Source organism: Niallia sp. FSL W8-0954, from assembly GCF_038005605.1.
In the GTDB taxonomy this organism is placed as follows: domain Bacteria; phylum Bacillota; class Bacilli; order Bacillales; family Cytobacillaceae; genus Niallia; species Niallia circulans_A.
Window position 1 is genome coordinate 4,254,333 of record NZ_JBBOTN010000001.1, and the last position, 12,385, is coordinate 4,266,717.

Consider the following 12,385-nt stretch of genomic DNA (forward strand, 5'->3'; position numbering starts at 1 on the left):
CATGTTCCCACCAAGTTATAAAGCCAATAAAACTTTGTGTTAAGACCCGTCAGTATGTTCATACTCTTTTAAAGAGTTACTTTATCACATGAAACTTTTGTCCATCATCTTCGTAAAATATTAAAAGGAGTGATTGGGCAATGTTGGAAGTCAAAGTAACAAAAAATGATAACAAGTTACAAATAAAATGGCAGCTATGCACCATTGAAATCCCTTTATCAGATATAACAGCAGTAGCAAATGATGAAACCTATGCTGGGAAAGAAATAACCGGAATAAGAATTGGTTTCCCTTATGGAAACACTGACAGGGTCCTTATACATACCAAAACAGATCATTATATTATTTTTACAAGTAGCGGAAATTTGAAGGACAAGATTACGGATTTAATTAAGGAAGAATAAAATTCTTTATCGCCACGATATTGGCTGACTTGTATTTTTGGATAAAAGCCGTTTACTTGAGGTTAAGAGAAACTATTGATTAAAATATACTACCAGTTTTCGAAGTTAATATTACCTTTCTTAAAAATCTTAACCGTACAAGCGGGAGACTTAGTTTTCATCGTTGATGATAGCTGTGGGAGGATACTCCTTGATAAAAAAGATGGCAAGCTAGGCTGGGTATCAACAGCATGATTATAACTCAGAGGGACGGTTTTTTTCCGCTTTCCTTTTTTAGTATGTGCTACCAACAATCTTTTAAGGAAAGAGGAGATTTTCTTATTTGAACGCGCTATCATTTAATGGTATAGTTTATTTTATTAATAAGACTATACAATAAATATTAAGGATTGAATCTAACTATGCTTGTGATTAACGAACTTCCTATTGAGGTAACCAAGATTTATCCGTCAAGTAGCTTTAAAGGGCTGGAAATTTTATTCCGCATAGAAAATCATGATTATCACTTAGAGTACTAAATTGCTTTGCTGTTCTCTCTCTACTTTTAATTTCCATTAAATGAAGTGCTTTCGACCGTTCCTTTACAATATAAAGGCTCAAACGTCTAATTCTCATATGTACCTATACAATAGCAAGTATTTTTCTTTCTTTATTAAAAGGTGGTGAGCCCATTAAAATGTATGAATTAACACCCAAACAGGCACAAAAAATTGTAAATAAAATGATGAAGGATATTCCATATAATATTAATATTATGGATAAAACCGGCATTATCATTGGCAGTGGCAATAAAGAAAGAATCGGCACGCTCCACCATGGTGCAGTTGCTGCCATCAAACAAAAAAGAATCGTTCCTATTGAAAAGGATGAAGAATTCGTCAAGAAAGGAATTAATCTGCCTATTGAATGGAATGAGTCTATATTAGGAGTAGTTGGTATTAGCGGCGAGATAAAGGAAACCAGTCCTTTCGGAAAACTAGTTAAATCAACCGTTCTGCTATTAATCGAACAGAGTATTGCTTCGGAAAAAGAAAATAGGAGAAAGAATGTAAAACAGGAATTTTTCAACTTATTAATAGATCCAAATACTATTTATACAAAAGATTTAATAGACCAAGCATCATCCTATAATGTTCAGTTAAATAAACCAAGCCAACTAGTCTATATAGAATTTCAGAAAAACGTTGATGAGACTATAGTAAAAGATTTCCCTTTCTTTCAGCCCTATCAAAATACACTATGTGTGGTTGTTCAAGAGCCAAACAACATGGAAGAGCTGCGAGATAATCTAGCTAAATATCAAGATATCTTTGTTTCCGTCAGCAAAATAAATGATAAAATTGCTGAAGGTTTTCTTCAGACAAAATTGGCATTAAAAGTATTAAAAGGATTGTTTCTTCATCAGAAAATCATTTTTTATGCTGATTGTGAGTTTATTGCTGACTTATCATATTCTTTGCAAAAAATAAAAAAAACAGCGCTTCAATCAGACTTGTTGGAAACAAATGATGAACTTATCAAGACACTCCAAGCTTACCTTAACTGTAATATGAATATGAATGAAACAGCCAGCCAGCTGATTGTGCATAGAAATACATTAAATTATCGATTAAATCGAATTTATAAAATTACAGGGAAAGATCCTAAAAATATATTGGATCTTTTAGAACTAATCTTTATGTTAATTAGTCGTATCAAATGAAGAAGCTGCTCCTAAGTCAAAGGAACAGCTTCCACAAAAAACATGACATCAGCAATGCTATTTTAATAGTCTCGCAATACTTTCTGCCGTTCTTGCAACATTTTCTTTTCCTTGAGCCAGCAAAGTGTCAATCGAATCTGCTCCAGGGACAATCCCAAAAATAGCATCGAAACCTTCTTCGTACAAAACTTCCACATCCTGACCAATACACCCTGCCAGTGCGATTACTTTAATGTCACGGTTCACACTTTTAGCCGCTTGTGAAACTCCATATGGGGCTTTGCCAAACTTTGTTTGAAAATCAATGCCGCCTTCTCCTGTAAAACAATAATCTACTGCTTTTAACTTTTCCTTTAAATTGGTATATTCAATTACGATATCTATTCCTTTCTTCATCGTTGAATGAGTGAAAGCAAGTAAACCTGCCCCAAGGCCACCTGCAGCGCCTGCACCAGGTGTATCTACTATATCGATTCTAAGATACTCTTTCACCTTGTTAGCGTAGTGACGTAGGTTTCTATCTAAAATTTGGACCATCTCTGGAGTAGCACCCTTTTGGGGACCAAAGACAACCGATGCTCCATTTTCTCCACACAATGGGTTTGTGACATCCGATGCCACCAATATATGCACATTTTTCAACTGTGGGATAACATGAGAACAATCAATTGTATTAAGTTCATTTAAATAACCGCCGCCAAACAACAATTCATTTCCATCTTTATCTAAAAATTTATAGCCAAGCGCAGCGGCCATACCCGTTCCGCCATCATTTGTTGCGCTCCCGCCAATCCCCAATATAATATCTGTAATGCCTTGCTCTATACATTCCCTTATTAATTCCCCTGTTCCAAAAGTTGTGGTAATAAGGGGATTTTTTGTTTCTTTGTTAACATGATGGATTCCGCTTGCAGATGCCATTTCAATGACAGCAGTCTTACCGTCTCCTAAAATACCATACTGTGCTAAAACTGGTGTATGAAGGGGTCCTGTAACTTCCTTTATAACTAGTGTACCGCCTGTAGCGTCTACTAGTGATTGAACCGTCCCCTCTCCGCCATCTGCCATTGGAACATGGATACATTCTGCATCAGGGATTGCTCTTTTTATCCCTGCTTCCATAGCAACACATACTTCTTTTGCTGTCATACTTTCTTTAAATGAATCAGGAGCTAATAAAAATGTTTTCCCCATTGCTTCCACCTCTTTTTATAAAATAAATCCGTATAGGATAATTGCTACAATAGTCATGGTTAAGCCAACAATACTTTCATAACCTGCCACTTTCATTCTGTCTGCCATACTCATATTCATAGCGTTGCGAGTAACATGAAAATAAGTTCCATGTGGTAAGTGGTCAATCACCGTAGCGCCAGTATGTGTCATCACTGCTGCAGCTATAGGTGCTACGCCAGTATTCAAGATTGCTTCTGAGAATGAACCAGTTGCCAAAATAACCCCTGTTGAAGTAGATGCTGTAGCGGCTGCCATTAAAGTTCCTGCAATTGGAGCAAGGAATGTGCCAGAAATGCCAGATGATTCTACTAAGGCAACTACTTGTGAAGGCAAGTCTGAAGCAGTAATCAATCCACCAATAGCACCTGCACCAATAATAATTAAAATGGTTGGTGTCATTCTATTTAAGCCAGCTGTACAATAATCCAGCAGCTTTTCTTTTTTCCCTAACGCCAGCGTACCGACAACTGCCGCAAAAGGCAAAATAAACAAGGAGTCAATGTTCAATTTTGTAAGTACATCTATTCCAAGCAATGCTCCTATTGGACTAATCATCAATAGAACAATAGCAATAATTGGTGTTATTAAAGCTTTAGATAAAGACGGCAGATTGGAGGTGTTTGCATTTTCAAGTTCTTCTGCCTCCTTATCTGTCACTTTCGTTCCTTTATACTTAATTAGCGATGCAAGGACTACTGTGACAATTACACCAAAAATAGCTGGAATTAGTCCCCCTATCATTACCTGATTAACATGAAGCTCAAATCCGCCTGCAGCAGCAATTGTATTAGGATTTGGAGATATAATATTTCCTGCTTTTCCTCCTCCGGATAAAGCGACTAAGACGGCAATCTTAGAATAACCCATTTTGTTTGCCACAGACAGAGCAATTGGTGCAACAATTAATACCGCTACGGGAATGAATACTCCTACTGCTGTAATAATCATCGTTGCTAATGCTAAAGATAACATCGCCTTTGTCCCACCGAGTTTATCAACAATAAACTTGGCAATTGTTTCTGCTGCCCCAGATTCCATCATGACACCAGCAAAAACCCCTGCAGCAATAATACGGATAACTGTTCCTTGAACACTTTGTGTCCCTGACACTAAAATCGTAATTGTCTCTGAAAAATTAGCACCACCAATAAATGCTCCAACAATCGCCCCCAAAATAAGGGAATAAGTTGGGGCTAACTTAAACAAAATTAAAATGATTGCCAGCGCCAAACCACATAAAGCTCCAATCCAACTAATTTCTAACCCAGCTGCCATAAATAATCCTCCTAATCTATTAATCTTGACAATAACGGTCTATTACATTCGAATCTCTCCAAAAATCATCCTTTGTTCTGCCCTTGTTTGGTAATATTACTAAAATTGGTGTATACCCCTTATAAACCAATTGCAAATAGAACCGTTTGAATACGGTTTCATTTTATTGTATTGTAAGCCCTTTAACAATTGATAAACCAACCAAATTTCCTTGTTCATTTGCACAAAAACTAAGTTAAAAATATATAAACAGTTTCTTTATCACCCTTATAAAAAGAAGAATTTTCTTCATGCAACATTACAATCTATCATGACTACTCGCTCGCTTACACTAAAATAATGTCAAAAAATCTTCCCTCCTACTAGAAAAATAAAAGAGAATATACTAAAGTTAGGAATATATAAAATTTTATCAATATTAAAATCATTCTTCCTTTAAGCGGTTCCTGCTATGATGCTCTATAGAGAAACTGAAGAACACATTTCATAAACCTCTCCATAGTTCGTTTTTTACCATATTATTTCCTCTACAAACGACAAATTTATATTTTTTTTGCCAAAATCCGCACATTCTATTGAATTATTTAAAAATGATATGTATAATAACCAATATCAATAAGTTTGGCAGGTGATTTATCATCGATGCAAATGAAATGAAAAGATTTCTATCTCAGGTATACAATAAGATTTCAAAAGATTTGTTTGGTGCTGGAACGACATTATTGAAGGTAACGATTGATCAGAATGTGATTACACTTCAAGCGAAGCATCCACGTGCCCCTCGATCTGCTGCTCTCGAAGGAGAAGTACCGAGCCTTAAACAAGAGGTTGACTTTCATCTGTCCTTACTTTTTAAGAAAAAGCTAAAAGAACAACTAGAAGAAACGACAAATTGGAATATTGAAGCGATTCTTAGGGATTATGATTCTTTCACACAGCTTGCTTTTACAAACATTGTATTAACTAAACATTAATCTTGGATTTCTTCTTGGATTTATCTAAGCAGAACGCCACTATATACAAAAGATAAGTTTAATCTTTGTTTACAAAGAAAAGACAATCTTAAGTAGAAGGATAATTCTATTTAAGCTTGTCTTTTTTTATTATTTATAGCTTACGAGAAAGATCGTTTCCTAAAGCCTAAAAAACTAAATCATTCGGAGGGTTCTAAAATGAAAATGAAAAAATTAGTTAGTGCAGTAGCCGCATCATCCTTTTTATTATTAGCAGCATGCAGTTCCGATGACACATCAAACAGTAAAGAAAAAAAAGAAAAGCTAGTTGTTTCCACTTGGGGTTTTAATGAAGATTTCTTCCGCAGTGAAATTTATGCCCCATTCGAAAAAGAGAACAATGTAGAAATCGTTTTAGATACAGGTAATAACGCAGACCGCTTAAACAAAGTGAGACAAGGAAATTCAGATGTTGACGTCATCTTTTTATCCGACTATTACGCCCAGCAAGGAATTGAAGATAAAGTTTTCGAAACGATTGATCGCAGCAAGCTGACTAATCTAGACAATATTTATGAAACGGCAAAAGCTCCACTTGGTGAAGAGTATGGACCTGCCTACACTATAGCGCAATTTGGAATTGCTTATAATCCAGATGAAGTAGCAAAACCCGTTACTTCTTGGAAAGACCTATGGAGTGCAGATTTAAAGGGAAAAATTACAATCCCGAGCATTACCTCTACAACAGGCCCAATGATGGTAGACGTGGCTTCTTTAGTTAGCGGTGAACAAACTTTTAGCGAAGATAAAGCCTTTAAACAATTAAAATCCTTAATGCCAAGCGTTGTAAAAGAATATGGTCAAACTTCTGAATATGTAAATATGTTTGCTCAAGGAGAAATTGCCGCTGGGCCAATCATGGAAATGTACTTTGCTGATTTAAAAGAAGCAGTTCCTAATGCTGAATTTATTACACCTGCTGAAGGTGGATATGCCGTTATGAATACAGTAAACATCGTAAAAGGTTCAGACCAAAAAGAACTATCAGAAAAATTCATCAACTATATTTTAGGAAAAGAAGCACAAGAAAAATCAGCTAAAAATAAAGTAGATTCACCAGTTAATACGCAAGTCAAATTAACAGAAGAAGAAGCACAAGGGTTAACATATGGCGAAAAGGTAATCACTAGCTTGCACACATTAGATATGAAATTTATCAACGATAACTTAAAGGGCTGGATTGATCGCTGGAACCGCGAGCTAGTTCAATAATGGAAAAGAGGGTCATCATGAAAGAGAAGCTGATATTAGATGTAGACACTGGCATTGATGATGCAATTGGTATTCTACTAGCCGTGAAAAGCAAAGCATTTGATATTCTAGGGATTACAACTGTTAATGGCAATGTCTCCCTGGACCAAGCAACAACAAACACATGCAAAATACTAGATTTAGTAAAAGCAGATCATATTCCAGTAATAAAAGGAGCTGCCACCCCCCTCGTACGGGCACCATTCTTCGAACATCGCATACATGGAGAAGATGGTTTAGGCGGAGCACTAAAGGAGACAGCTGTCACTCATCCAGTGAGTGATGGCTTCGCTCCCGACTTTTTAATCAATTCCATTTTAAGCTTTTCGGGCGAAGTAACATTAGTGTTTACTGGCCCCTTAACCAATTTAGCCTTAGCCGTGAAAAAATGTCCGCAAATTACGAATCATGTGAAAGAAGTTATTTTTATGGGTGGGGTTGTAAAAGGTCCAGGTAATGTAACGCCAACTGCTGAATTTAACAGCTATGTCGATCCCGAAGCAGTAAAAATCGTCTTACATGCAGGCTTTCCTGCTATCACGCAAGTCGGATTAGATGTAACAAGAAAAGCATTATTAACGAAAGATCATCTTCATTTAATAACGGATAAATCTTTACAAGATTATATTGCTCAAAGTACAAATGACTATCAACAAAAATATTTTAACCGGTACGGAGTCCATGCTTGCGCTATGCATGACCCACTCGCTGTAGGAATTGCCCTCAATAAAGGCCTAGTACAAACAGAAAAGTATTTTATCGATGTTGAAACAAGAAGTGAATTATGTGATGGTCAGCTCGTCTGTGATTTTCAAAATCGTCTACAAAGAGAAGCAAATTTACATATTTCCTTACAAGTAGATGCTGATGCCTTCTTCCAGATGTTTATTGACATTTTGAATGGTCACTTTGAGGAAAGGGAGTGACGTCTTGAAGAAACGATATTTATATTTACTTTTACTGCCAGGAGTATTATTTTTAACAATATTTTTAGTAATACCCATTCTTTCAATGATGGGGACAACCTTTAATGACGGAGGATCCTTTAGTTTGCAAGGATATATCGACTTTTTTAAAGATAAATACTTTATCGATATCCTTCTTACTACTTTACGCGTTAGTTTACTCACAACTTTTATCTGTATTTTAATTGGATTTCCCGTTTCCTATTATATCGCGAAGCTTCCTAGCAAAAGAAAAGCGGTTCTCCTGTTATTCACGATTTTTCCATTGCTGACAAGTCCCGTTGTTCGTTCCTTTAGCTGGATGATTATTATTGGGAAAAATGGTGTGTTAAATAAAACGTTATTGAGTCTAGGGCTTATTCAAGAACCTTTAAATATTTTATATACGCCTAATGCAATTATTATCGGTTTAGTTCACCTTTTTCTTCCATTAATTATCGTAACGCTTGTTGGTGTAATGGAGAATATCGACAATGATTTACTGCGCGCAGCAGAAAGTCTTGGTGCTTCCAAAATGGCATCCTTTATGAAAATCATTGTGCCATTATGTGTTCCCGGCCTTGTGATTGGAAGTATTTTAGTATTTGTGGGCAGCTTTACCGCATATACTACACCTGCTTTGCTCGGTGGAAAACAACGGGTTATTTCCACTTTTCTTTATCAAAATGCAATTACCTTAAATGATTGGAAACTTGCCTCTATTGTGGCAACTATAATGATTATTTGTACCTTTATCATTATTTCGATCATGAATGGTGTTGCGAAAAAACTAAATCCAAAGGGGTAAACGTGTATGCAGGAAAAACATAGAGGATTGGCCCTGTTTACGATCCTTGTTTTTATTTTTTTACTTGGGCCGCTTGTAATAATATCGATTACCTCTTTTGAGAGTGGAAGTATTCTGAAATTCCCTCCAGAAGAGTTTTCCCTTAGATGGTATGAGAATATTTTTAAAGTGGAAATGTTTTTAAGCACCTTTAAAACATCCATTATTGTATCCATAGCAGGAAACATTTTAGCATTACTACTTGGTGTACCAGCAGCCTATGCGCTTAGCCGCTTTAACTTTGCTGGCAAAGGGATCATTAATGCTATCTTCGTTTCTCCGATTCTTATTCCAGGAATCGTTCTAGGTTTCTCGTTTTTGCGCTATATTGTTGTGACCTATAACCTTCCTATTTATTTATCCTTATTTATCGGTCATACAGTCATCATGCTGCCATTTATTATTCGCGTCATTTCTTCTAGTCTGGCAAACTTTGATTTTTCCATAGAAGAAGCGGCACTTAGTCTTGGTGCGAATCGAATTGGTACATTCTTTCGTGTTGTATTGCCAAACATTAAATCTGGCATTATCGCCGCTGTCATGATTGCTTTTTTAGAGTCCTTCAACAATGTGGATATTTCGGTTTATATGACTGGACCCGGTGTCAGTACGTTCCCTATTCAAATGCTGCTTTATGTAGAGAATTATTTTGATCCTACTGTTGCAGCCATCTCTGTTCTATTAATGTTCTTAACTGCTATCTTTATGTTTGTAGTGGAAAGATTAATGGGATTGTCTTATTTCACGAAAAGATAATGGAGGATAAAAATGGCTTTATTTACTTTAGAAAATGTATCCGTAGCATATGAAAAGAAAAATATATTAGAAGATTTTAATTTAAGTATTGAAAAAGGACAGCTTGTTTCCCTGTTAGGTCCAAGCGGCTGTGGAAAAACAACGACATTGCGCTTAATTGCAGGATTTTTAGAAGCAAGTAAAGGAAAATTTATTTTTGAAGGTAAAGATTATACAAAGGTTCCTGTGAACAAACGAAATTTCGGCTTTGTTTTTCAAAACTATGCGCTCTTTCCTCACCTATCTATTTTTGACAATATTGCATTTGGCTTGCGATTACGAAAAATCAACAAAAAGGAAATCGAGAAACGCGTTTTAAATATGCTGGAGATCGTTAACTTAAGGGGATTTGAACAACGATTTCCCAGCGAGCTATCTGGTGGTCAAAGACAACGTGTGGCAATCGCAAGAGCTTTAGTAATCGAACCTGATATTCTATTATTTGATGAACCACTAAGTAACCTTGATGCAAACCTTAGGGTCAATATGAGAGTAGAGATTCGCAGAATTCAGCAAGAACTAGGAATCACTACTGTTTACGTCTCCCATGACCAAGAAGAATGCTTCTCGATTTCAGATCAAGTTGCCATTATGAATAAAGGAGTCATTGAACAGTTGAGCGACCCAGCGACCATTTATCAATATCCCGAAACAAAGTTCGTTGCTGACTTTATCGGCTTTAAAAACTTCATTTCTTTTGATAAACGGACAGATCACAAGGATCATATCGAACTTGAAAAGGCTGGATTGATCTTCAAGGTTGATCGACATGCACATATGGAAAATCGCAATAAAAAAGTTGGCGCCATTCGTCCCGATGATTTTATGATGGAGCCAAGCATAGATGCTATCCCAACGAATGGAATGAAGGGAATCATTAAAATTACGACATTCCTTGGCAGAAGCTATCAATATGTGGTAGAAACAGCCCTCGGTGATTTCACGATTAATAAAGAAATGGTTCAGCCATTTAAAAACGGACAAGAAGTAACGGTAATTATTCCACAGAATCAAATGGTACTAGTGGAATAGAGGAGGGTTTTTCGTGCAAGTAGATACACTCGTTTTGAACGGAATTGTGTTTAATAGTTATTTTAAACAATTTAGAAAAGAAAATATCGCGATTAAAGATGGAAAGTTCTTTTATATCGGAAAAAAGGGAAGAGAATTTTTCCAAGCAAAAGAGACGGTTGACGCTGATGGAAATTATATCATTCCAGGCTTAATTGATATTCACTTGCATATTGAAAGTACGATGGTTACACCTGCAACCTTTTCCTATGGATTAATAAAGAATGGAGTAACAACTATCGTTCCAGAACCCCATGAAATGGCCAATGTTTTTGGAATTGCCGGGGTAAAAGAAATGATTAAGGCAAGCAAAAATGAAGTGGTCGATATGTTTTATGGCATTCCGAGCTCTGTTCCCGCTACTGCAATGGAAACAACCGGCGGCGCAATTGAAATAGAGGATATCGAAGAATTGCTGCAGACAGAGTCCATCAAATGCCTAGGCGAAATCATGAATTACTATGATGTTCTCACAAAGCCAGATTGCAAAACCAATCAAATTCTCGACTTTGTTCGCAGCAACTATCCTGAACTAATAATTGAAGGCCATGTTCCTAAGCTATTAGATGATGAGTTACAAGGAATTGCTTTTGCTGGCGTCGGCTCCGATCATACCCACCAGACAGTGGAAGGAATGATGGAAAGAATTGCAATTGGCATGTTTTTAGAAATTCAAGAAAAATCGATGACAAAAGAAGTGATCGACTATCTTAGTGCAAATCCAGTTAAAGAACATTTTTGTTTTGTGACAGATGATGTAATGGCAGATTCTTTTCAAAGAAGAGGCCACTTAAATGTCTTGCTAAAGAAAGCTATTGCTATGGGAATGTCCATGGAGGACGCCATTTATGCTTGCACCTATACTCCTGCACAGCGGATGAGAATGTATGATAGAGGCGTTATCGCCCCAAGTAAAATAGCTGATTTTGTAATGGTGAGTAATGTCGCAGACTTTTCCATTGATGCTGTATATAAAATCGGCCAAAAAGTTTTTGACCGAGACCTCCCTTATGTGCAAAGAGCGGTCTCCAAACAATTCCCTGCCTCTTTCTATGAAAGTGTAAAGCTTGCTCCCTTAAAAGCAGAGGATTTTGAAGTACCTATCGAAACAAAGAAAAAAAGGGTGACTGTCCGTACGATTCATGTACAAAATGGCTCTACTTTTACAGAAGAAAGACAAGATACACTTGCAGTGGAAGAAGGCAAACTACAATGGATGAATAGTGCTTATTGTTTAGTGAAAACATTTGAACGCTATGGGAAAAATAACAATCAAGCACATGGCTTAATTGGCGGAGATATTTTAAAAAAGGGTGCTGTTGCCACCACCTACTCCCATGATAATCACAACTTATTAGTAGTCGGAAAAAACAAAGCAGATATGCAGCTCGCTGCAAATGAAGTCATCAAAAACCAAGGCGGCATCTGCTGTGTCTATAATGGAAAAATCCTCTCCATGGTGCCACTACCAGTTGGAGGCATTCTATCGGAAGAACCTTTAGAAGTAATAGCATCACAGGTAGAAGAATTAACAGATGCTTTAAAGTCATTAGGTTACGAACATTATAATGTAATCATGTCATTAAGCACCCTGTCCCTGCCAGTAAGCCCAGCCCTAAAAATAACAGACCACGGCTTAATTGCAGTAAACGAAGGCAAAGTTGTTTCCTTTGAAGTATAAGGACATTTCTTGTGATGTCATTTTTGGCGAAGGAAAAACTTTTCTGTTTTAACCCCTTGATAGAACGTACAAGAGAGAGTTCTCACAATTTGCTTTGTGGGGATTCTCTTTTTTTATTTGCAGTTTGTGAAACTGTAAGGATCTTCTTTTAATAGATGATAAGTAT

The 12,385-nt window shown here is 36.5% G+C and carries 11 protein-coding genes; 9 read left to right on the top strand and 2 right to left on the bottom strand.

Going from position 1 to position 12,385, the window contains the following annotated elements:
• The first annotated feature begins 140 nt into the window (after positions 1–140).
• Positions 141–404, top strand: a complete 264-nt coding sequence (locus NX902_RS20790) for a SunI/YnzG family protein (RefSeq protein WP_095329809.1) — start codon at positions 141–143, stop codon at positions 402–404.
• 676 nt (positions 405–1,080) lie between these two features.
• Positions 1,081–2,106, top strand: a complete 1,026-nt coding sequence (locus NX902_RS20795) for a CdaR family transcriptional regulator (protein ID WP_095329808.1) — start codon at positions 1,081–1,083, stop codon at positions 2,104–2,106.
• A gap of 57 nt (positions 2,107–2,163) precedes the next feature.
• On the opposite strand, the gene NX902_RS20800 is transcribed toward NX902_RS20795, so the two are convergent.
• A complete protein-coding gene (locus tag NX902_RS20800) occupies positions 2,164–3,300 on the bottom strand; it encodes a glycerate kinase family protein (RefSeq protein WP_095329807.1) in 1,137 nt (378 codons plus the stop codon).
• A 15-nt stretch (positions 3,301–3,315) separates the two neighbouring features.
• Positions 3,316–4,617 carry a GntP family permease gene (locus NX902_RS20805; RefSeq protein WP_095329806.1) on the bottom strand — a complete coding sequence of 434 codons (1,302 nt, stop codon included), beginning with the start codon at positions 4,615–4,617 and terminating at the stop codon, positions 3,316–3,318.
• Between the two features lie 653 nt (positions 4,618–5,270).
• Here NX902_RS20805 and NX902_RS20810 point away from each other — a divergent pair.
• From NX902_RS20810 to NX902_RS20840, 7 genes are all read left to right on the top strand, one after another.
• Positions 5,271–5,591 carry a Na-translocating system protein MpsC family protein gene (locus NX902_RS20810; RefSeq protein WP_047944423.1) on the top strand — a complete coding sequence of 107 codons (321 nt, stop codon included), beginning with the start codon at positions 5,271–5,273 and terminating at the stop codon, positions 5,589–5,591.
• Between the two features lie 204 nt (positions 5,592–5,795).
• A complete protein-coding gene (locus NX902_RS20815) occupies positions 5,796–6,842 on the top strand; it encodes an ABC transporter substrate-binding protein (RefSeq protein WP_095329815.1) in 1,047 nt (348 codons plus the stop codon).
• Between the two features lie 17 nt (positions 6,843–6,859).
• Positions 6,860–7,807: a nucleoside hydrolase gene (locus NX902_RS20820; RefSeq protein WP_341160964.1), complete on the top strand. Its 948-nt coding sequence runs from the start codon at positions 6,860–6,862 to the stop codon at positions 7,805–7,807.
• A gap of 4 nt (positions 7,808–7,811) precedes the next feature.
• Positions 7,812–8,633, top strand: coding sequence for an ABC transporter permease (locus tag NX902_RS20825; RefSeq protein WP_095329804.1), 822 nt, complete (start codon positions 7,812–7,814; stop codon positions 8,631–8,633).
• Positions 8,634–8,639: 6 nt separating this feature from the next.
• Positions 8,640–9,428, top strand: a complete 789-nt coding sequence (locus NX902_RS20830; RefSeq protein WP_047944426.1) for an ABC transporter permease — start codon at positions 8,640–8,642, stop codon at positions 9,426–9,428.
• A gap of 12 nt (positions 9,429–9,440) precedes the next feature.
• Positions 9,441–10,499: an ABC transporter ATP-binding protein gene (locus NX902_RS20835; RefSeq protein WP_095329803.1), complete on the top strand. Its 1,059-nt coding sequence runs from the start codon at positions 9,441–9,443 to the stop codon at positions 10,497–10,499.
• Between the two features lie 13 nt (positions 10,500–10,512).
• The gene (locus NX902_RS20840) at positions 10,513–12,219 is read left to right on the top strand and encodes an adenine deaminase C-terminal domain-containing protein (RefSeq protein ID WP_095329802.1); all 1,707 of its coding nucleotides are present in this window, start codon (positions 10,513–10,515) and stop codon (positions 12,217–12,219) included.
• Positions 12,220–12,385: the final 166 nt, after the last annotated feature.

Coding starts and splice junctions, on each gene's coding strand:
- NX902_RS20790 (WP_095329809.1), top strand. CDS start 141: ATGTTGGAAGTCAAAGTAACAAAAAATGATAACAAGTTACAAATAAAA.
- NX902_RS20795 (WP_095329808.1), top strand. CDS start 1,081: ATGTATGAATTAACACCCAAACAGGCACAAAAAATTGTAAATAAAATG.
- NX902_RS20800 (WP_095329807.1), bottom strand. CDS start 3,300: ATGGGGAAAACATTTTTATTAGCTCCTGATTCATTTAAAGAAAGTATG.
- NX902_RS20805 (WP_095329806.1), bottom strand. CDS start 4,617: ATGGCAGCTGGGTTAGAAATTAGTTGGATTGGAGCTTTATGTGGTTTG.
- NX902_RS20810 (WP_047944423.1), top strand. CDS start 5,271: ATGAAAAGATTTCTATCTCAGGTATACAATAAGATTTCAAAAGATTTG.
- NX902_RS20815 (WP_095329815.1), top strand. CDS start 5,796: ATGAAAAAATTAGTTAGTGCAGTAGCCGCATCATCCTTTTTATTATTA.
- NX902_RS20820 (WP_341160964.1), top strand. CDS start 6,860: ATGAAAGAGAAGCTGATATTAGATGTAGACACTGGCATTGATGATGCA.
- NX902_RS20830 (WP_047944426.1), top strand. CDS start 8,640: ATGCAGGAAAAACATAGAGGATTGGCCCTGTTTACGATCCTTGTTTTT.
- NX902_RS20835 (WP_095329803.1), top strand. CDS start 9,441: ATGGCTTTATTTACTTTAGAAAATGTATCCGTAGCATATGAAAAGAAA.